Genomic DNA, 20,834 nt, shown 5'->3' with positions numbered 1-20,834 from the left:
TTGAAAATAAGTGGAACCATATAAGGGCATAGAGAAAGAGCCCCTGGCAGATTACATAGTCTCCTTTGGTTTCAAAATCATATGGTGCAGAACCCATAGTTAAGAAGAGCCCTATGTGCGCTCATGTGCCCTATGTGGTTAAAAAACGAAATTTTTACGGCGCTGATAGGCATATAAGCAAAAATTTAATGGGGCATGATTCTTTTTTGAAGCCTTAAGATCTCGAAAAAATGGAAACCATCAATTCAACCGATGTAAACCCCTTAAATGACCTTATATGCCTTATATGGTTTAAAAAAACTTGAACACTATAAAGCGAGAATGGGATCAAAAAATGTAGCTGCCCTTCATTCAATGCAGGCGAAGTTGAAAAAAGATATAGTAAAAGACCTGATTAAAAAACCTCATCGACTGTTATACGCCAAAACCTCCTTAACCCATGCTTCCGCTTCGGCATTGGTCTCGAAGACCTGGTAGGGAATCGGCTGCCGTTGAAAAGAAAAAATCATTTTTAGCAGGGTCCGGATGGCTGCGCTGGGAATGACATAGGCCGTACCCAGGCAATAGTCTTCCATCAATTGCTTGTTCTCCCGAAGCCAGTCTCCCTGCATTTTCTGGTGCGCAAAGGAAGGAATGCTCGCCCTGCTGGCATCGAAGATCAGGACAAGTTTTTTTTTGTGCCGGTAGCAATTCTTGGTTTCCTCCAGATAGTCCTGGAAATTGCTGTCACTGCTTTTACTCCCCGTAAAGGTGATGCGCACCAGAGGGAAAGCCGACTCATCGACGGTTGCGTACTTCTCCATGGATACCCAACACCCATCGAGGCAAATGGTTGCAAAAGCGACGAAGAATTCAACGCATTCGCTTGTAAATGCTGCGTAACGTGCCAATCACAAACCCCAGCAGCGGATACAACAAGGAAAAAACCCTCGAATGTACGACTCGATTGCTTAATGGAGAAAAAGCGACTAGACCAGGCTTTCGTACCGACTGCCCACCTGCTCCCAATCCACCAGGTTCCAAAAGGCAGTTACGTAATCCCCCCGTCGGTTTTGGTAGTTCAGGTAATAGGCATGTTCCCATACATCAATTCCCAGCAAGGGAATCCCTTGAAAATCAGACAGGTTCATTAGAGGATTGTCCTGATTGGGCGTAGAGCCGACGGCCAATTGTTGGTTTTTATCCACTACCAACCAGGCCCAGCCGGAGCCAAATCGGGTGGCTGCCGCAGTTTCGAACTGAGTTTTGAACGCTTAGAAATCGCCGAACGTGGCGTCAATCGCCTCCGCTAGTTTTCCTTCAGGGCTGTCTGGTGCATCGGGGCGCATAAGCTTCCAAAACAATTCGTGGTTGTAGTGCCCTCCCCCATTGTTACGCATTTTGGTAGAATAGTTTGAAACGTTCATCAAAATCTCCTCGAGGGGTTGGTTTGTATCCACGTTTTCTTCCGCCACAGCATCCCGAAGGTTTTTCGCATACCCCGCTGCGTGCTTGCTGTAGTGGATTTCCATCGTATTCGCATCGATGTGCGGTTCCAGGGCGTCAAATACGTAGGCAAGTGGCGTTTGCTCGTATCCGGTACTCAAACTGCTGCTGCCACCTTCGGCGCTGCGGTCGCTCCCACATGCGTGTAAAAACGCTGTTCCTATCAGGCTGCTTCCGATACCAAAAGCGAGGGTGGCACGGCTACCCTGTGCTAAAAACGAACGTCTGGATACTGGTGCGGTTAATTTCTTCATTCGGTTACTACTATTTTGTTGTCAAAACGTATGAAACAATGGGGCATACCGGTTTCTTTTCAATCAAGCATTTATCCATTCCCGTTTTTCAACCATTGCGCCCCGTAGTTAGAACCAAGAATGCCCGATTTGGTTTTAAAAAATTAGGGTATTTACCCGTGTTTTTTGATTCAAGTTGGGCGAGGTTTATTATCCGCTTTTCTCAACCAATGGATTATACTCCCGCTTTGTTAGGGGTTGGTCCTGCCTTACTTGGTAAGGTCTTATTGGCCGCATGGTTGGAAGGGATCTCCTTCTGCACTTCGCAAGGGCTCGAAGCGGTATTTCGGCTGTCTAGGTACCTACCGAAGCACTCGAGAACGGACCGCTCCTTGTTCGATCCGTCAATTTGTGTAGCAACATGTGTCTTGACTTTAGGGCTTATCCGCGCTGTTGACGTAACTTCTTTCTACTTAGTACTAGCGCAACAAGCAGCAAAGCAACGATCCCTGCCAGCCACCATTGCCAGCGATTGCTCCGATGGAGACCAGCAATGGGTTCGAGATCGCCAATCAACACCAATCCAGCCCAGTAATCGGGAGTAAGTGCCCTGACGCTAGCGCCAGCAAGGTCCCGAAGCTTGGCCTCCCGCAACGCCTGGTCCTTTCGCTTTCCTTCAGCCAGGGAATTCAAAAAATCGTCGGTGATTTCCATACTGGATTTTTCGGCCAACTTCCACAGAATGGTCAACAGGCTCTCCGGTCCGACATACCGAAAGGCAGGTGCGCGGGAAACGATTTTTTCCATGTTTGTGTTACGTTAATGGTTTAGGTTTCTGCCCTTTCAGCGAGCAACCAAGGTAAACAAAGAATTTACACACGCTTCTCGTTTCAAATCGCCTCAATTCACCTGTAGGTTTCCTAAAAAGCTTCACGCTAAACCAAACGACTGATGAAATTACCCCTCCTTTTCCTTTTCCTTTTCCTTTCTTTCCTGTTACCTTTAACGATTTCGTGTACCGAAACCAAAACGCTGGAAGTGACCGCTACGGCCTACAACTCTGTGGAAAGTCAGACCAAAAAAGGAGACGCCGTGACAGCCGCCTGGGGAGACCAACTCAAACCGGGAATGAAAGCGGTTGCTGTATCCCGTGATCTACTGCAAGAAGAAGGGATCGAACACGGTTCGGAATTGCAGATTTCGGGACTTCCTGGAACCTACCGGGTATTGGACAAAATGAATAAACGCTGGAAAAAGAAAATCGACATCTACATGGGTAAAAACGTAAAGCAGGCAAGAGCATGGGGCCGGCAGAACGTCGAAATTACCTGGGAGATCGATTGAATTTACCAGTGCGTAATTGGGTTGCCCGCAAGGTGTACGAATCCCGGATGTATCGAAACACGCAATTGGTTGAAAAAAGTTAGCGTTGGAACACGGAAGCGATACTGCAGTCCTATTTTCGACAGCCATTCCAGGCTCTAACCGGCCTTCGTCCGTAAAAAAGCCGCGGATACTGCCTAAAACCCAATAAGGCAGCCGGGTGGAATAAAGGCGCTATAGTTTTCTCAAAACCGGCCGTTTTCCAGAATCAATGCCGTAGGAATCTCCTCAATTCCCCGAAGCAAGAGATTCGAATATTCGAGTAGGTTATGGGCATAGGCACCCAATACGATATCGTCGTCACCATCTCCGTCCAAATCTCCGACATCCATGGTCAACCATTTACCCTGGGCCGCCTCGGGCAGGTACTTGGGTGCAAACTGCAAGTTCCCTTTGTTTTCAAACAAAAGAAATTGGTGCTCGGGCTGCTCAAGCTCGTCGTAGAAAGCAATGGTGGCCAGGTCCAGGTCTCCATCTCCGTCGTAGTCAACCGCCATGGCTTTCGCTGCGCCGTACTGCGGGTAAAACCAGGCTTCCTTAAATGCTCCCCCACCCGTATTTTCATAGATTCGAAAACCATGGTACGGTTTTGATACGGCGGAATAATCCCAATTATCCCCGTTGCTGATCAGCAGGTCCAACTCCCCGTCCCCATTCAGGTCTTGTAGTTCGAAGTAGCTGCTACCCATGACGGGAGAAAACTGCAGCAAGATTTTTTCGGGTGCAAATTGACCATTTCCCTGATTGTAGAAAACGGATAGGCGCTCGTTTCCCTGGCAAAACAGCGCCACGATATCCGGTTTTCCATCCCGATTGAGGTCGCGGATTTCGACCTTTCGTGCCCCGGCCCCGCCCAGATGAATCGGCTTTACAGAAAAATCTCCGTCCATGTATACCGACAAGTTGCCGCCATTGTGCCCGTAATTGCATAGCAATAAGTCGGGTTCCTTGTCCTGGGTAAGGTCCGCCCAAACACCATACACGGGTCGGGGCAGCTGGGCCAGAACTCCTTTCCACCTATTGGCGGGGATATCCATTTCGTAGACTGCTCCCTGGGAAAGATCACTGGGTGCAATGGAACCGATGGTAAGGAACTGGTAGACATGTGGGGCTTTTCGGAGGAAATGTACGGCAGGGCTGCTGATGGGAGGAAGGGTAAAGAGTTCGTTGTTTCGCGCTACTGCATACAGCTGACCGGTACCCGCATCCGAAAGCAGGAGTTCGCCTCGTTCCTCGTTAATGGCTACCAGACTGGTTTTCGGGCCTTCTATGCCCTCAATAAACAGCTTCTTCGCAGAAAAGCCCGCCAATGGCGCCGGCGCTACTTTGGGAGCCTGCGGGGGTAAGGTGGTTGGTGCTTCGGTAACGTAAAAATCCACGATCGCCTGGAAATCTTCAGGGGATAGCAGGCTGCTTGCAGGGTACACCCCTAACTTTTTGCGTATGGCAATCTCCTCATCCGTTCGGTCTTCCCAAACCCCCAACTTCTTCTGTGCAGACGGGTCACCCATGAGGGCGGCCATCTGGGGCAAAACCTGTGTTTTCCACACCTCTTTCGGCAAAAGGGATGGGGAGGGATAGGCATGGCAGCTCCCACAATGGCTTTTTGCCAAAATCCGCCCACGCAAAAGTGGTACTTGTTGTGCCAGCGAAAAACCGCCACTTAGGAACAGCGACAATGTGAGCAGGAGGCAGGTACGTATGTAAATCATTTGTTGCCGATGGCTGATGGTTTGGTAACCCTTGGAATCTGTACAACCGTTACAGGCAGGTTTTATAGCGTCCGGAGCTTGATTTTTCATTGATTGTTTGAATATAATTCCTGCAAAGCGTATTTTAGGCGTTTACTTGAAAAATTTTGTTATGACTGAAATACAAGAATTCGTCGCCACCTACGCTGATTTGTTGAAATCCGAGGAGGTTATTGTGCATTGCGACACCGAAGGAAACATTTATTCTTCCATTGAAGCTGCCTATGCGGCCAAAAAATCGGGAAAAACCATCGAGCTTATCAACCTCCGGGAGACAGCGATGGAGGACTTGAAAGACATGGGAATCACCAAATCCGAGGCAGAGCAAATGATTCGCCTGCTGGAATTGCTTTACGCCGGTAAAAAAAGAGGTCGAAAGTCCAAACGCTAAGCGGGAAAGAACTTTCCATATCCGCATGGCCGAGCCATATGGCCATGTCGTTTTACTTACCCGTACCGGTTGGTTGCGCATCACTGGAACCAACCCGGTACCCTTGGTGGGCTTTTTTATTTGATCATCCATTTATACGTTTACTAGATACGCTATACCCATGAAAAAACAATCCCTCATTGCAGGCAGCCTTTTACTGCTTGCCGCTTTTAGTTGCAACAATGCTACAAAAGTAGCCGAACAAGAGACCCAGGCTAGCGATGCAAGCTATAGCCTGGTGCAGGACTCAACAAAAGTAAGCTTTGTTGCCTATAAGACGACCGATAAAGTACCCGTTGGTGGACAATTTACCGCCATTTCCATCGCTGATTTGGGTTCGGGAGATACGGCTCTGGAGGCCATGGACGGAACTGAATTCAGTATTCCGGTAAGCAGCCTGTTTACAAACGATCCTACCGGCACCCGAGACCCGAAAATCCTGGAGTTTTTCTTCGGGTTCCTGGACAATACCGAACTGATCTCCGGGGTATTCAAGGTGGGTCCCGATAAACAGGCCGCGATCGACGTTACCTTAAATGGGAAAACAGAAAGCATCCCCCTGACCTACACCGTGGAAAACGACAGCAAGTTTGTGTTTGACGGAGTCATGGAACTGGCCAATTGGGATGCCCTGGGAGCTGTCGCATCCATCAACAAAGCCTGTGAAGCCTTGCATACGGGTGCCGATGGCATCAGCAAAACCTGGAGCGAAGTAGCCGTGCATGCAGAAGTGTTGTTAGCGAAAAAATAACCGATGACAGGCACCTCCTGTAAAAACAAAAATTCTTCCCGCGTCAGGTGTTCTGGCGCGGGATTATTTTTGTAAGCGAAAAAAAGCGACCATGGATCCCTACCATCGAAATACTACCTAAGCTGATTCGCTCTAGGTAATTTTAGCAGAAGTGGCTGGCTTATTCCGGTGCCTCACATAACAACACGGACCAATCCTGCGAATTGCTGTATGCTTCCTTGCTGAAAAATAGTCCGGACGAAGGAACACGAAACCGACTGTTACGGAGTTTTACCGAAAAACGGTTAAAACAGTTGGTAAAATTGGTGACTTGATTTTTAGGCCTGTACAAGCCAGCCTCGATTTCCTGCAGTAAGCAATACCGCTTTTTCCTACCGTTTTAACCCATGATGTCCTGCAAACTTGCAAGGGCATAGCCGATCCCCGTGGTCATGCCCTTGCCTCCCAGGCCTGTGCGGATGTGGATATCTTCTGATACGGCTTCTTCGACGATTGCAGCTTTTTCGGATAGGTAGTAATAGCCGGCCCAGGTAGATGCCATGTGCCGCAAGTCCAATTCGACGATACGGCCGGCCTCTTGCAGGATACGTTCGTTTATCTCCAGGTCAATACCGTAACCCAAGGTATCGATTTCCTTCGGATGCGCATACCGGTGGGAATCGCCAATCAGCAGACTCCCGTCCGGTGCCTGGTTGAATAGGATATGTATCCCATGCTCCTGCAAGGCGCGGTACCGTTCGACCGGGCGAAGCCGTCGGTAGGAAGGACAATAGTGGGAAAAACTTTCGTACCTGCGTATGGACAGGCCCGTTAGCATGTTTCCCGTTAAACCTATCGTGCCAAGCGGACGCGTACGCATCATTTGTAGCTTGCACACCTGCCGCCCCGGGGCGGCAAATCGTTCCGGGAAAAGGAGATGAACTTCTGCTCCGTTGCAGATAACGACTTTATCCGCCGACCACTTTGACCCATGCACGTATGCTGCTGCCCCATCGTTGGTGTCGGTACAAGCAGTAACCGGAGACCGGTACTGCAAGCACAAGCCCGGAAAACGACTTTTCATGTAGGTATGTAGCCGGCTCAACAGACTTTCTGGTTCCAGGCTAAGCTCTTGCGGAAAATGCAAGGCCTCCCGAGCATAGCTGCCTCGAATGGCCGGATACTTTTGTTGTAGATTTCTGCCGGACAAAAGGGAACAGGGGTATCCTTTTGTATCGTAATGGGCCTTTAGCTCGTGCAGGAGCTGCACTTCTTCGGCATCGGAAGCCAGGTAGGCCGAACCATTTTCCTGTAGGGGAATACCGGCGGTTTGTTTGAGTTTGCGGTACCCCTCCAGGCTGCTGCAACCAAAGTCAAACCATTTACCTGCGAGACCGGAGGGAATCACTTGTCCAAAATTGCGCACCGTAGCTCCCATCGGTAAACTGTCCTTTTCCAGCAGGGCCACCCGCAAGCCCATTTCCAGGGCATGGTAGGCATGAAAGGTACCCAGGATGCCTGCTCCAACGACGATTAAGTCAAATCGCTTTTCCATTGCGTATCGTTTTGGCGGGGTCGTATTGGATTTTTTTTCAATTGACGGCTGATTTCTGGGCAAATTTACCCGAATCCCCTGGATAAAGCCAAGCCTTTGACGGATGCCGAAAAGAAAAGGTCAGGGACTCGTTTGGGTAAAGAGGCAAACTAGGAATTGGCCACTACTGCCCTGCGTTTCTTTATCGAGCGCCAATCACCGCAACCAAAGAAGGAGCCCGTGCCCTACCCCATTCCCTTCAATCATGACCGGGCGTACGAAAGCAATTCGGCCTACCTGTGATCGGACTATCCATCGGGAATACTCTTACGGGTACGAAAGGCCAACCAACTCCTCCGACACCTCCCACAGGCGTTTGGCCAGGGCCGCGTCTTTTGACAAATCCGAGCTGTTGGCTTTACCTGGTTTTCCCTTGAGTTCCCGAAATCCTGTCGGCCCGAAATAGTCTCCCCCGGTTGCCTCACCTATTGCGGCCAGAAGACTGGGCTTGGCTCCTTCGCGGGAGCTATGCGCAATAAATGGACCGATGGTGTTGGTCAAAAGGGCAAAGAGGAAGCGAGGCATATGCCTGCCCAACTCCGTCGTGGCTATTCCTGGATGGGCTGCGGTGGAAAGGGTGTCCGTATGTCCGGCCTTTTCCAGTCTCCGCTGCAATTCGTACGCATACAGCAAACAAGCCAATTTTGATTGGGCATACGCGTTTTGTGCCGAATAGCTTTTTTCGCTTTGGAGGTCCTCAAAATTGATTTGCCCGCGTTTGTGGATGATCGAGCTCAGGGAGACGATTCTCGATGCGGGTGTTTTCAGAATACTGGGCAGCAAAAGCCCGGTCAACAAAAAGTGACCCAGGTAATTGGACATAAACTGCAATTCGAAACCGTCTTCCGTCCGGGTGTAGGGAGGCATCATCACCCCCGCATTGTTGATCAATACATCCAAGCGGTCGTAGGCTGCCTGAAATTTGGCAGCCATGTTTCTGACCGACTGCAGGCTGCTCAAGTCGAGCTCCAGAATATCCAGCTCGGCATTGGGCGCTTCCTTGAGAAGGGCTTCCCTGGCGGTGCGGGCTTTGGAACTGCTGCGGCAGGCCATAACTACCCGAGCCCCTTTTTTGGCCAATGCCAAGGTGGTCTCGTAGCCAAGACCTGCGTTGGCCCCCGTAACGACGATGACCCGTCTCTCCTGCGAGGGAAGAGTGCTGATGGTATCCATAGGTAATTTTCTTTTATTTTTTACTGGCTAATTGAAATGAAATCGAAGCGTTTATGAACCAGGAAATGGTAGGCAACGGTTAAGGACGATTTTCTACAAGACCAAGCGTTACCATTTATAACCCATTCCCTCTATATCTTCCTGGAGGTAGCGCGCTCCCCTGTCCATCCCGACTTTAGCGTCTTCCAATTCCTGATTGCATTGCTTGATACCGACAGGGCTTTCCGACAACCGGAGTATAAAAGTAGCTAAATCCGTGAGCTTTTCCTCATCTTCATGAAAGACCTTCTCCATTATCGCCCATTTTCCGTTATCCATTTTTTCCATCGCTATATAATTCTCTTGTATTGCCGAATCGCAGGTTTTAAACCAATGCCGGTATTTCTGATATTTTTCAATAGCGCTTTCCAATGTTTTTTACCGTTCGATTTTGTACTACTAGCTGCTTGATGAGGTGTGGACCGATCAAGCCTGGTCCCCGGCAAGCCCTGCGCCGAATAAAGATTTACTGTATGTTAGGCCTCATTCACATCTCGGCTGGACTCGTACGGGATACCGGCAGAGAGGATAGGTACCTACATCCGGGTTGCCACCGGGTAGACCGGTGAAAAGCGCGGTTTTTCTGGTATAAGAATCAAGTGTCAATGAACTAAATAGGAAGGAAATCCTGCGCGTTGGGGATGGATTTCGGGTTCATGTACCCAAATCATTTCCATGCCTATGGTTTTTGTTAGTTATTGCGGCATACGGCCAACCCGAGCTCCCGAAGTGGCGGCATTGGGTAGGTACTCTTTTTTTCTCCCGTGCTTCTTTTGCCCGGTATTCCCAAGGCGGATACACCTGCTACTCCTGTTCCAAAAATTGATCGGTTACCTACTCAATGCAATACACCTATCATGAGCTCGTCTCCCGGTGTATCGGTGACCATCTGCAGATCGTTGCCGTTGGCGTCGATACTCCAGAGGTTACTGTTGTCCTGATCCTGATAGCCATTCATCATGATGCGGGTGCCACCCGCATAATAGTGCGGATACCCGAAGCCGGTATATTGCGGGTCGAACCGGTATAGCTCCATCGGTTGGGCGCCGTCGACAAGTTCGAGACGGTAGATACCTGCTGTAGTCTGGGTACCGCTTATGAAAATAAGGTCCTTGCCATCCGGTGAAATGGCCGGCTGATCGACAAAGATACCCTGAGCGCTCATGTCGATGAAATCACGAGCAGCGCCCGTCTCTGGGTTTAGGAATCGAAGCCTCTCAAACTCACCGGTTTTAGCATAAGAGTAAATGATCTCACCTGTTGCCGGGGACACCACAAAGTCAATGACCTGTGATTCTTCCTTCCAGTGCTCCGTAAGGTAGCGCCAGGTTCCGGATTCGATGTCGTAGGCGGCCAGGTCTCGGTATTTGTACTCATTTCCAACGCCAACGACACCGGGTTTGCTAGTATCATAACCCTGCGCAGGGTTGAACCGCATGAAGTAAACGGTCTTGCTGTCCTTGGAAAAACGAGGCCTACCGGTATCATAAAGGGTTTGCCAGGTTTGCCCGGGCCACCGCGTACCATCGGATGGGATCAGGATCTCTTCGATTGAGCTACAGCGTCTAAGAACCATGCCCGTATAATTTACAGAATCTCCATTAATCCGATCAAAGTCTTTCTGATAGGCGATCCACTCCCCATTCGGCGAGATGTCGACAGCCGGGAGGTTGCCACTGTTGTAGATGCTCTCCCGGCCACTGCCGTCAAAGTTCATCACGTAGGTAGCTATCTCGTAATGGTAAATGATTTTGGGCTGGTCGAAGCAACCCCGGGCCAAATCAGGATCGATGAAACCAGCGATATCAAAATCAGCAGACCTTTCTGCAAGCACCTTGCCCTCGGCGTCCAGTATTTCTACCGTGATCGTTTCTTCGCCTTCCCTCATACCTACACAGTTCATTACCCTACCCGCTACCGTAGGGTTGGTTAGGCCTGTACCGGCATCCTGCATCCGTGCCCGTTCCTCGGTCAATGTCCATCGGTATTGCAGCTCGTCCAGGTCGCCTTCATGACCCACTACATTGAGCCGGAAGGTGGCTACTCCATTGATTGGAAGTTTGTTATCCCTCATGTCACCGGTGACCAAAAAACCGGTCGAGAGATTATTTGCCGGAACCTCTTCCTCAATAGGTTCCTCCTCGTCTACGTCAGGGTCAGGCGCTTCCGTTGGTTGGCAAGCAAAAATCAGCGCAAGAAGGGAAAAAAAGATGCCGGTGTAGAAGATATTTAGTCGGAAAAAACCCGTCACCCAGGTCGTGAGAACTGGGTTTTGAACGAATGCGGATCGAAACTTCTTTGAAATCAGCCCCCTAAATGAAGCAGGGCCACTCGTTGGGTGAAATAACCGATTCTGTTTCATAAGAACCTGAGGTGTAAACCTAAGGACCAGCGAATGAATGATAAATTAGCAATTGAATATACGAAACGAAAAGCCATTTCCAATCAGAATTTATAAAAAAGTGACTCTTCTACTATCCACCTTTTTGTGTACCAATTGGAAAATTACCGTTCAGGCCTGCTCTTAAAGGAAAGATCGGACAGTTCTTTCCGTAGGCGTTTCATGAACCTGTCACCGGGATCTTGTTTTTGGGTGATGTAGTTTGGGTCAGATTCTTTCCAAAGAGGGCTTCCCTGGAACGCATCGTACTCATGATGGCCGATGAGGAATTCGATATCGTGTTTTTTACGCAGGTAACGGATTAATTCAGCGTTTGCCTTGACCTGGGCCCTCGTCAAAGGTGCAGCCGGACCGCCGATGTTTTCGATACCAATGGCCATGTAATTCAGTCCAATGGTATGCCTGGCAAAGGTAGTATCCGGAAGCAGTCTAAAAATTGTCCCGTCCCGATCTACCAGGAAATGCGCAGAAACATTCAGCCGGCTTGCGGAGGTAAGCTCCGGCCTGCCAGCGAGTTGCACCGGATTAAAAACATCAAAGGTTGCCTCCAACGAATAGACGGCTGTCCAATGGACAACCACCATTTTGGGCTCGATCGTGGCGGTTTCCTGAAGGATACCGTGCCTTTTCTCCAGGTATTCCAACGATAGTTGTTGTCGTTCCTCGTTAAAAAGGATTGGTTTCTCGAAAATACGAAAGGTTTGGGCTTCTGCGTAGGAAGTCAGGGCCAGAAACAGTAGTAAAGCAGTCGTTTGAATAAATTTTATCATGGGACCGGATATCAGAAAGATTGTAAATTTAAACCAAATACTCCGGAATTGCGCCGTTGACCGAACAGAATGTTCCGGAAATTAGCTTGCATGCAGTCCCATAATCGTCCACATCTTTCTGGCAGCGTCCATCGGTATTGGAGAACATCCGTATTACTGGTGTACGCTACGACCGTTTGCCGAAAACTAACCGACCCGTTTATGGGATGTATGTTGAACGGCATGTTCCAGGTACGCAAAAAAAGGTCAAAATTAGGTTGTTAGCAGTTTCTCCAACAAGATCGTGTTTTGGTGGGTCAAATAAATGGTTTCAGCCACTCAGCCTTCGCAAGTTATCGCATTAAAAGCTGATCACAGCTCATCGAATTCATCAAAACGGCCCCTTTCACAAAAAAAAACCTGTACAACGCATCGTCTTTGCTTTGTACAGGGTCTTTCGTAGAGAGTGGGGGATTCGAACCCCCGGTACGCTATTAGACGTACGACAGTTTAGCAAACTGCTGGTTTAAGCCACTCACCCAACTCTCTATTTGGCTTGGAACTTACGTGAACCATTCAACCTTTCAGTGAATAGTGACGCAAATATAAACCAATATTCCCCAATTTAACAAAATCAATTCTCGAAAAATCCGCATTTTTTTGGGCCCTTCCGGCTAACCAATTTTAAGCCAGCAGCCTATCCCCCTGCCTTTTTTGGCAAAAGGAACCAATCACGTAATCTGGCTTTTGAAATCCTCCGAATATGCGTTTATTTGCAACTCGTACACGCCGTTACCTATGAAAATAATCGCCATCGGCCGCAATTATGCCGCCCATATCGAAGAATTGCAGAACGAAAAACCGTCCGAACCGGTAGTTTTTATGAAACCGGATACCGCCTTGCTTAAAAACAACGCCCCGTTCTACCATCCGGACTTTTCCCAGGACATCCACCACGAAGTGGAATTGGTGCTGAAAATAAAAAAGGAAGGCAAGTACATCGACCGAAAATTTGCCCATACCTATTATGACGAAATCGGCATAGGCATCGATTTTACCGCCCGGGACTTGCAGCAGAAATGCAAGGAAAAAGGACTTCCCTGGGAAATCGCCAAGGCCTTCAATGGCTCCGCGCCCGTTGGGGCCTTCCGCCCGGCCTCGGACTTTCCGGATGTAACCAATATCAATTTTCACCTGGATATAAATGGAGAACGCCGCCAAACGGGGAATACCTCCCTGCTGATTTTTCCCTTTGATGTGATTTTATCCTACGTATCGCAGTTTTTTACCCTAAAAACGGGAGACCTCATCTTCACCGGTACCCCGGCCGGTGTAGGAAAAGTAGCAGTTGGGGATCGGTTGGAGGCCTATGTGGAGCAAGAAAAATTACTGGAAGTTGAAGTTAAATAAATCCCGCACCCTACCCGTACTCCTTCTTACCGCATTTGCCCTCCTTTCGCAGACGGCAACGAATGACTACCTCTTCCCGATCAAGCCGGGGCAGCGAAATTTCCTGGCGGGAAACATGAGTGAAATCCGCCCCAATCACTTCCATACCGGACTGGATATCAAAACCGAGGGAAGGCAGGGCCTCCCAGTATATGCGGCCGCGGACGGCTACGTATCCCGCATGAAGATTTCCTCCTTTGGCTACGGCAACGTGGTCTACCTCAAACACCCCAACGGTACCTCGACCGTGTACGCCCACTTGCGGGATCTGGAGGAACCGCTGGCAAGTGCCATGAAAGCCAAAATCTACGAGGCCCAACAAAACGAGTGGGAGTATTTTCCGGAACCCGGCGAACTTTCGGTCAGGCGGGGCGACGTGATCGCCTATTCCGGAAACACGGGGAGTTCGGGCGGTCCCCACCTACATTTTGAAATCCGGGACTCCCTGGACCGGGCCATTGACCCCTTGCACGTCGGTTTTTCTGAAATCAAAGACAGCACCTCCCCCATCGTACGGCGGGTGGCCATCAGCCCCCTGGATGCCGATAGCCGGGTAAATGGCCTATTTGAGCGGCAAGAGTTCTACCTCACCTACCGCAATGGCGCCTTCCGTGTGGCAGAAACCATCCGCATTTCAGGGAAGGTCGGCATCGAACTCTGGGCCTACGACCAGCTGGATGAAATGTACAACCGAAACGGCTTTCCCATATACGAAATTCTCGACGGTGCGCAGCCAATTTTTCGATCCGAAGTCAATAAAGTCGATTTTCGTCTGGGACGCCACATCCTGTTGCATACCTACCGCAACCGCTACACCCGCCTGTACAAGTTGCCGGCCAATAAATTTACCTTTTACGAACCGGATTCTGCTTTCAGCGGAGCCATTTCGGCCCTTGCCGGAGAGGTCAAATCCATTACCGTCCGCCTGGAGGATGCCTACCGGAATGAATCCCGATTGGAACTCAATTTCCTGGGTGAGGAAGCCCCCACCCAGCTTCGCAGGTACAACCGCACTTCCGGTCGGCAATCCGTGGAATACCGCGAAAACCAGTTGATCATCCACACGCCGGTGCACGATCAGGGAAGCCTGGCCAGATTTTACGTACACGGCTACAGCATGGAAATTCCCTATGCCTATGAGGGCAGCAACAAGCGAACCTACCTGTGGGACATGCGGCTGGGAGTTCCCGATTCTGTGGACCTGTGTTCAGAAACCCTGATTCCGGAGGTAAACGCCCGCATTCCGGCTGGCAAAGAAATTCACTTCAACGACGGTCAGGTGAGCATGCAGTTTGGGAAAGAAACGCTCTTCGACGACCTCTACCTGAGGCTGCAGCCGTTTCAGGAGGATGGCTTTCCCGGCCTGGCCATCAACGATCCCTATACGTACCTGTGGAATTCCATGCAGGTACAGCTGTATTTGCCCGAATTTAGGGGAAACAAAGCCCAAACGCAGGTGTACCTGCTCCACGACAACGGCTACAAGAGTTTTCAGGGAGGCGACTGGGAGGGCAATCAAATACGGTTTTCCACCCGGAATTTTGGTACCTTTGTGCTGGCCAGAGACTCCCTCCCTCCCAGCATCCGGGCCATCCGGGTCAACAGCCGGGGCTTGCGCTTTGTCATCCGGGATGACTTGTCGGGAATAGCCGATTTCAATGCCTGGGTAGACGGAGAATGGATTCAACTGAGGTACGAACACAAACAATCCCTGATACAATCGGACCCTCCTGCGGGCAAAGTGCTCCAAGGCGACGTGCTTTTAAAAGTGCGGGACCGGGCAAATAACGAGGCCATTTATAGGGGAAAAATTTAATTTATTCCGATATTTGGGGCGTCAAATCAATTAACCAACCGAAAAAAACAGGTATCATGTCAGTAGAAAAAGGCCAAAAAGCTCCGGATTTTGAATCCGTAGACCAGGATGGAAACCCCATAAAGCTTTCCGATTTTAAAGGCAAAAAGGTGGTCTTGTATTTTTATCCCAAAGACAATACACCCGGCTGCACCACCCAGGCCTGCAATTTGCGGGACAACTACGAGGCACTTCAAAAAGCCGGCTACGTGGTACTGGGTATCAGTTCGGATTCAGCAAAATCGCATCAAAAATTTATTGAAAAACACAGCTTACCTTTTCCGCTGATTGCTGACGAAGACAAAAGCGTTCACGAAAAATACGGAACCTGGGTAGAAAAAAGCATGTACGGCAGAAAGTACATGGGCACGGCCCGGACTACCTTTGTCATCAACGAAGAAGGCCTTATCGAAGAAGTCATCGAAAAAGTAAAAACCAAAGAACACACCAATCAAATACTTAACTAATTCCAAATCAATGGAAAAACACACAACCGAACAATTGCAAGCCGTATGCTCTCAGGTACGAAGAGACATTTTGCGCATGGTGCATGCCTGTCAATCGGGTCACCCGGGCGCTTCTCTGGGCTGTACCGAATTTTTTGTTGCCCTGTATTTTGACCAAATGAAGCATTCCAACTCCTTTAATCCCGACGGGATCGGCGAAGACTTATTTTTCCTCTCAAACGGACATATCTCTCCCGTATGGTACAGTGTGCTTTCCAGAAGTGGGTATTTTGACACGGAGGAGCTAAAAACCTTTCGAAAAATCAATAGCCGTCTGCAGGGGCATCCCGCCACCGAAGAGGGACTTCCGGGCATCCGGGTGGCCTCCGGCTCATTGGGGCAGGGACTATCCGTAGCCATTGGTGCAGCGCTCGCCAAGAAACTAAACGGCGATGAGCGATTGGTGTATGCATTAATGGGGGATGGCGAGCAGCAAGAGGGCCAAATATGGGAAGCCGCCATGTGTGCTCCCCACCACGGCGTGGACAACCTTATCGCATCCATTGATGTAAACGGACAGCAAATCGACGGCCCTACCCGGGAAGTCATGAACTTACTCGACCTGAAAGCCAAGTGGGAAGCTTTTGGCTGGGAAGTGATCGTGACCGAAAACGGCAACGACATCACCGAGGTCATCGCTTCGCTGGAAAAAGCAAAAGGTCTACTGGGCCGTGGAAAACCGGTACTCAACCTGTTGCATACCGACATGGGTTACGGCGTGGATTTTATGGTGGGAACCCACAAATGGCACGGCGTCGCTCCCAACGACGAGCAACTGGAAAATGCCCTGGGACAATTGGAAGAAACACTGGGCGATTATTGATCCCGGACAGCTACGATAAATTTCAGTAAAAGAATGGAAAAGACACTCGATACCAAATATACCTACACGGAAAAAAAAGATACCCGCTCCGGTTTCGGAGACGGCTTTCTAGAGGTAGGCAAGAAAAACAAAAACGTGGTTGGCCTTTGCGCCGACCTTATCGGCTCCCTGAAGATGGGCGCCTTTCAGAAGGAATTTCCCGATCGCTTTTTTCAGGTGGGCATCTCCGAGGCCAATATGATGGGCATGGCAGCGGGACTGACCATCGGGGGTAAAATCCCCTACACCGGAACCTTCGCCAATTTCTCCACCGGTCGGGTCTACGATCAGATTCGCCAATCCATCGCCTATTCGGAGAAAAACGTAAAAATATGCGCCTCCCACGCCGGCCTTACCCTGGGCGAGGACGGTGCCACGCACCAAATCCTGGAAGACCTGGGCATGATGAAGATGTTGCCCAACATGACGGTGATCAATCCCTGCGATTACAACCAGACCAAGGCAGCGACTATCGCCATTGCCGACCACGAGGGACCGGTTTATCTGCGTTTTGGCAGGCCTAGCTGGCCCATCTTTACGCCTGCAGACCAGCCCTTCGAAATCGGAAAAGCCTGGAAGATGATCGAAGGATCGGATGTCACCCTATTTGCTACCGGACACCTGGTTTGGGAAGCCGTAGTGGCGGAAGCGATGCTACGCGAGGAAGGCATCTCCGTGGAGCTCATCAATATCCACACCATCAAGCCCCTGGACACAGAAGCTGTCCTGGCATCCGTTGCCAAGACCGGCTGTGTGGTTACTGCCGAGGAACACCAATTTAACGGTGGATTGGGAGACAGCATCGCTCAGACGCTGGTTCGAAACCACCCCGTTCCACAGGAATTCATTGGCGTAGACGATTCCTTCGGTGAATCCGGAAAGCCCGTGGACCTGTTGGAAAAATACGGATTGAATGCGGAAAATATCGTGAAAGCAGCGAAAAAGGCCATTTCAAGGAAATAGGACATAGAATTATTACTACAAAAGCCGAAAAAAGACATTTTTTCGGCTTTTGTGGTTAAAGATCCACTAGGTTAATTCCCGGCAATCCCGTATTTTTAACGCCTAAGCCATACAAATGCCTACACCGCTCTTACTTCGTATCAAATTTGCTTGTTTTGTTGTCTTTTTGCTGCAAAATCCGTTTCAGTCGATCGGACAACAATTGATGTTCGAGGAACAGGCAGACGGCTGGATGCTGTTGGAGGATGGCCAGCCCCGGTATTTTTACCAAACGGCTACGAAAAGTAAAGATGGCATGTATCCACGCGCCAACTACATCCACCCCCTGTACAACACCGATGGAGAGGTCATCACGGAGGATTTTCCGGCAGACCATCCCCATCACCGCGGAATATTTTGGACCTGGCATCAGCTCTGGGTAAACGAGCAGCGGGCGGCAGACCCCTGGATTTGTGAAAACATTGTCTGGGAGGTGAAAAAAGTAAAAACAGCGGTAAACCCCAATGGTTCCGCCAGTCTGGAAGCAACGATTATTTGGAAGGGGACCGGAGCCATTAAGAAAAACCTGATCGAAGAATAGTTGAGCGTTACCTACCAGCGCGTTTCTTCATCGGCCTACAAACTCGCCTTTGATATTGAATTAAAGCACTTGATGAAAGGCATTCGACTGGGTGGATCGGAAGATCCAAAGGGCTATGGAGGCTTTTCCCCGCGCATACGGCTTGGAGATACTCCCGGTTTTTATGACGAAGACGGGAAAGTAATGTCTCAGGAACTTCCCATAGCCGCCGGGCCTTGGATCAACCTGACCGCCGCGGGACCGAACGATCCCGGTACCGTAATTATGGGCGAACCGGATGAACTTCCCGCTTACCAGGGGTGGATTTTACGGGCCAAAAACAGCATGCAAAACCTGGCCTTTCCTGGAAAAGAGCCCATACTTCTCGACGCGAAAAACCCCCTACGGTTCCGGAACCAGCTGCTGGTGCACCGGGGAATCGGACGACAAGAGATTATTGATCAGTACCGTATTTTTAGAAATCAATAAATACTTCTGCTGCTTTCGCGTTGCCTTGCTAATGATACAATCCCTCCATTCGGGACCCATGGTTTTCCTCCCACTGCCCCTTCCATGCAAGATCGCTGGACCAAAATTAAAACTTGGTACACAATTCGCATACGTTTGTTTGTCTCCAACCTAACCGACCGATGAAAACACAGCAACGGCTAAAGAACCGGGTAGTCCTTATCACACGGGGAGAATCCCAATTCGCCGGCGTCCTTTCAAGGAAATTCGCCCAAAATGGAGCGGATGTATTGCTATGTGCGTCGGAAAAGAATGCCGATTGTTTAAAAAACAAACGGGCGGTTGAGCAGGAAAATCGACACTGTGAACTGGTAACAGGTGATCTGCTTCAACCGGGTTTTTGTCAGGAGGTGGCTTCCCGGGTCCACAGCAAGTTTGGAAAAATTGATTTCCTTATCAACAACTCCCTGGCCCCTACCATTCCAGCGGAAGGCGTCCCGGTTGCGTTGTGGAAGAAACTTCAGGAAGTATCTTCCCTAAAAATGTATTCCTTTCAGGAGTTGACAGAGTCGCTAATACCTTTCTTTAAAACCGGCGGCAAAATAATTAATAACCAACATTTTATTGCAGGGCCGGGCTACTTGCCTGAAAAAGAAATTCATAAGAAGCACCTCCAATCCGTTCGGATTCTCACAGCTTTTTTTGCAAACAGGTACCGTGATAAAGGGATTCTTGCGCACGGTGTGCTTTTTCGCCAAAACGACGCAGGCAAGCAAAACCCTGGCGACAATGCCTGGGGTAGCTTACCGGAGGCTTTTACGGAATCCGAATGCCCTTTCCTGCAACTTGCCACTGGAACCCATCGGATGGAAAATGGCAGCGTCGTAGCGATTTCCGGATTCTCACCTGCCTAACAAAAAAGCAATGGTCAGCGACCATTGCTTTTACGTTGGTTAAGTCAATGAAAAAATGGGTTTAGCGGATGGGTTCTACCGCCTTCTGTTGCGCTACTTCTTTACCAGCGGCATCGTACATTTTCTTTACTTCTTCGCCTGGGTTGCTGCTTTCAAAGATAACCTGGTACACTACCTGCCCCTCCTCCATCTTCTGGTGCGCCTCTTTAATGGTCAGTAAACTGACAGCATCGTCCGTTTCGATGGCTTCTTTCACTTTTTCTGGAAGACTTTCCGGATCAATTTTCGTAGTTTCCTGTACCAAGACAGTTGCTTCTCCAGGAAGCGTTGTGGCATTGATCCCGGCAATGGCGAATACGCTCAGGGCCGCAAGGGATAACATGACCTTTTTCATACGTACATTGGTTTATGGTGTTAACTAATAGTTGGTCGAAAACAATACTTTTTATATATTATTTTCAATTATCTTTATTCAACTGTTATGCCAAATAACTATACAGGTAATTAATACGACATAAAAGTCGTCTATCTCGATGGAAAAGAGGAATTTGTTGAAAACAGGCGCCACCGATATTCCGGCGATTTCCGGTGGCTTGGAAAAAACGTGTGAACCAATCGCCCCAAACTGTAAACAAATATACCTAAATGAGATGTTTTTGATCAGCGGTTAAAAAATCTTTCGAAACGTTAAATTAATCCGATCACCGGTCGAAACCTTGGTTTTCGGAAGGGAATGCTCCCAGTGCGTCTGCATGGAACCTTTCATCAGTAGCAGACTGCCGTGCGGAAGGATCAGGGAAAACTTTTCCTTTGGATTTTTTTTGCGTCGGACCTGAAATTTCCTGGGTTCACCAAAACTTACCGAAGCGATCGCCGGATCCTTACCGAGTGAAGCCTCGTTGTCACGGTGCCAGCCCATGCTGTCGGATCCGTTTCGATACCAATTGAGCAATACATGTGTAAACGATAGTTGCGAAAACTGCTCTATTTCATCCAATATGGCTAGCAATTCGTCGGTCATCGGTTGGGGATGCATCCGAATGCCGGAATAGGCGTAGGCGGTGTCATTGATGCCACAAAAAGCAGTCAACCGAGGCTGCAATACCTCTTTACCAAAAATCCGTATAGGCTCCTGCTTCCAACCGGGCATTTTCTTTAGCTGCCTGAGGTACCGATCGGCTATCTCTGGCGCAAAAAAATGATCAAACACGTACATTTCCCCATCCTGGGGCAATAAATTTCGGTGCATCGGTACGGATAATTTTGGTAGATAACTCATTCTGGAACAAA

General features: G+C 49.4%; 20 protein-coding genes, 1 tRNA gene and 2 pseudogenes. 10 read left to right on the top strand and 13 right to left on the bottom strand.

What is annotated here, in order from left to right:
* Nucleotides 1-404: 404 nt before the first annotated feature.
* The 4 genes and pseudogenes from GCU44_RS13690 to GCU44_RS13680 all read right to left on the bottom strand — a co-directional run bounded on the left by GCU44_RS13690 (nucleotide 405) and on the right by GCU44_RS13680 (nucleotide 2,525).
* Entirely contained in the window at nucleotides 405-803 is a 399-nt protein-coding gene (locus GCU44_RS13690; RefSeq protein WP_154856894.1) for an STAS/SEC14 domain-containing protein, read from the bottom strand.
* Nucleotides 804-968: 165 nt separating this feature from the next.
* Nucleotides 969-1,241 (bottom strand): annotated as a pseudogene (locus GCU44_RS23495) (superoxide dismutase); the annotation flags it as partial.
* Between the two features lie 12 nt (nucleotides 1,242-1,253).
* A complete protein-coding gene (locus tag GCU44_RS23490) occupies nucleotides 1,254-1,739 on the bottom strand; it encodes a superoxide dismutase (protein WP_394366493.1) in 486 nt (161 codons plus the stop codon).
* Nucleotides 1,740-2,159: 420 nt separating this feature from the next.
* Nucleotides 2,160-2,525 carry a CHAT domain-containing protein gene (locus tag GCU44_RS13680; protein WP_154856893.1) on the bottom strand — a complete coding sequence of 122 codons (366 nt, stop codon included), beginning with the start codon at nucleotides 2,523-2,525 and terminating at the stop codon, nucleotides 2,160-2,162.
* 144 nt (nucleotides 2,526-2,669) lie between these two features.
* Between GCU44_RS13680 and GCU44_RS13675 the strand changes: the two genes are divergently transcribed.
* The gene (locus GCU44_RS13675; RefSeq protein ID WP_154856892.1) at nucleotides 2,670-3,062 is read left to right on the top strand and encodes a 3D domain-containing protein; all 393 of its coding nucleotides are present in this window, start codon (nucleotides 2,670-2,672) and stop codon (nucleotides 3,060-3,062) included.
* Nucleotides 3,063-3,286: 224 nt separating this feature from the next.
* On the opposite strand, the gene GCU44_RS13670 is transcribed toward GCU44_RS13675, so the two are convergent.
* Nucleotides 3,287-4,813, bottom strand: coding sequence for an FG-GAP repeat domain-containing protein (locus tag GCU44_RS13670; RefSeq protein WP_154856891.1), 1,527 nt, complete (start codon nucleotides 4,811-4,813; stop codon nucleotides 3,287-3,289).
* A 151-nt stretch (nucleotides 4,814-4,964) separates the two neighbouring features.
* On the opposite strand from GCU44_RS13670, the gene GCU44_RS13665 reads away from it, so the two are divergent.
* Nucleotides 4,965-5,243 (top strand): hypothetical protein, encoded by a 279-nt coding sequence (locus tag GCU44_RS13665; RefSeq protein WP_154856890.1) that lies wholly within the window; start codon nucleotides 4,965-4,967, stop codon nucleotides 5,241-5,243.
* Nucleotides 5,244-5,403: 160 nt separating this feature from the next.
* On the top strand, nucleotides 5,404-6,033 hold the full coding sequence (locus tag GCU44_RS13660; protein ID WP_154856889.1) for a YceI family protein: 630 nt from the start codon (nucleotides 5,404-5,406) through the stop codon (nucleotides 6,031-6,033).
* 379 nt (nucleotides 6,034-6,412) lie between these two features.
* Here GCU44_RS13660 and GCU44_RS13655 read toward each other — a convergent pair whose 3' ends face one another.
* From GCU44_RS13655 to GCU44_RS13630, 6 genes are all read right to left on the bottom strand, one after another.
* A complete protein-coding gene (locus tag GCU44_RS13655; RefSeq protein WP_154856888.1) occupies nucleotides 6,413-7,567 on the bottom strand; it encodes a TIGR03364 family FAD-dependent oxidoreductase in 1,155 nt (384 codons plus the stop codon).
* A gap of 306 nt (nucleotides 7,568-7,873) precedes the next feature.
* Nucleotides 7,874-8,779, bottom strand: coding sequence for an oxidoreductase (locus GCU44_RS13650; protein WP_154856887.1), 906 nt, complete (start codon nucleotides 8,777-8,779; stop codon nucleotides 7,874-7,876).
* Nucleotides 8,780-8,887: 108 nt separating this feature from the next.
* Nucleotides 8,888-9,097, bottom strand: a complete 210-nt coding sequence (locus tag GCU44_RS13645; RefSeq protein ID WP_143057539.1) for a hypothetical protein — start codon at nucleotides 9,095-9,097, stop codon at nucleotides 8,888-8,890.
* Between the two features lie 559 nt (nucleotides 9,098-9,656).
* Nucleotides 9,657-11,180 (bottom strand): TolB family protein, encoded by a 1,524-nt coding sequence (locus GCU44_RS13640; RefSeq protein WP_154856886.1) that lies wholly within the window; start codon nucleotides 11,178-11,180, stop codon nucleotides 9,657-9,659.
* A 143-nt stretch (nucleotides 11,181-11,323) separates the two neighbouring features.
* Nucleotides 11,324-11,989 carry an N-acetylmuramoyl-L-alanine amidase gene (locus GCU44_RS13635; RefSeq protein WP_154856885.1) on the bottom strand — a complete coding sequence of 222 codons (666 nt, stop codon included), beginning with the start codon at nucleotides 11,987-11,989 and terminating at the stop codon, nucleotides 11,324-11,326.
* Nucleotides 11,990-12,428: 439 nt separating this feature from the next.
* Nucleotides 12,429-12,517: transfer RNA gene (locus GCU44_RS13630), tRNA-Ser, on the bottom strand.
* 249 nt (nucleotides 12,518-12,766) lie between these two features.
* Between GCU44_RS13630 and GCU44_RS13625 the strand changes: the two genes are divergently transcribed.
* The 7 genes and pseudogenes from GCU44_RS13625 (at nucleotide 12,767) to GCU44_RS13595 (ending at nucleotide 19,544) form a co-directional block, all read left to right on the top strand.
* Nucleotides 12,767-13,378, top strand: coding sequence for a fumarylacetoacetate hydrolase family protein (locus GCU44_RS13625; RefSeq protein ID WP_092170250.1), 612 nt, complete (start codon nucleotides 12,767-12,769; stop codon nucleotides 13,376-13,378).
* The gene (locus GCU44_RS13620) at nucleotides 13,365-15,233 is read left to right on the top strand and encodes a M23 family metallopeptidase (RefSeq protein WP_241684952.1); all 1,869 of its coding nucleotides are present in this window, start codon (nucleotides 13,365-13,367) and stop codon (nucleotides 15,231-15,233) included. The genes GCU44_RS13625 and GCU44_RS13620 overlap by 14 nt, the downstream gene beginning before the upstream one ends.
* Nucleotides 15,234-15,289: 56 nt before the next feature.
* Nucleotides 15,290-15,739 (top strand): thioredoxin-dependent thiol peroxidase, encoded by a 450-nt coding sequence (gene bcp / locus GCU44_RS13615; protein ID WP_092169457.1) that lies wholly within the window; start codon nucleotides 15,290-15,292, stop codon nucleotides 15,737-15,739.
* Nucleotides 15,740-15,749: 10 nt separating this feature from the next.
* Nucleotides 15,750-16,601, top strand: coding sequence for a transketolase (locus GCU44_RS13610; protein WP_154856883.1), 852 nt, complete (start codon nucleotides 15,750-15,752; stop codon nucleotides 16,599-16,601).
* 33 nt (nucleotides 16,602-16,634) lie between these two features.
* A complete protein-coding gene (locus GCU44_RS13605) occupies nucleotides 16,635-17,603 on the top strand; it encodes a transketolase family protein (protein WP_092169453.1) in 969 nt (322 codons plus the stop codon).
* 115 nt (nucleotides 17,604-17,718) lie between these two features.
* Nucleotides 17,719-18,651 (top strand): annotated as a pseudogene (locus GCU44_RS13600) (DUF6807 family protein).
* A 161-nt stretch (nucleotides 18,652-18,812) separates the two neighbouring features.
* On the top strand, nucleotides 18,813-19,544 hold the full coding sequence (locus GCU44_RS13595; protein WP_154856882.1) for an SDR family oxidoreductase: 732 nt from the start codon (nucleotides 18,813-18,815) through the stop codon (nucleotides 19,542-19,544).
* A 61-nt stretch (nucleotides 19,545-19,605) separates the two neighbouring features.
* Here GCU44_RS13595 and GCU44_RS13590 read toward each other — a convergent pair whose 3' ends face one another.
* On the bottom strand, nucleotides 19,606-19,938 hold the full coding sequence (locus GCU44_RS13590) for a hypothetical protein (protein WP_154856881.1): 333 nt from the start codon (nucleotides 19,936-19,938) through the stop codon (nucleotides 19,606-19,608).
* 273 nt (nucleotides 19,939-20,211) lie between these two features.
* Nucleotides 20,212-20,823: an alpha-ketoglutarate-dependent dioxygenase AlkB family protein gene (locus GCU44_RS13585; RefSeq protein WP_241684951.1), complete on the bottom strand. Its 612-nt coding sequence runs from the start codon at nucleotides 20,821-20,823 to the stop codon at nucleotides 20,212-20,214.
* Nucleotides 20,824-20,834: the final 11 nt, after the last annotated feature.

Origin of the sequence: Cyclobacterium xiamenense, assembly GCF_009467825.1 — a bacterium.
Lineage (GTDB): Bacteria > Bacteroidota > Bacteroidia > Cytophagales > Cyclobacteriaceae > Cyclobacterium > Cyclobacterium xiamenense.
Note: the sequence above shows the minus strand (reverse complement) of the source record. Positions and strands in the feature narration are given on the sequence as shown.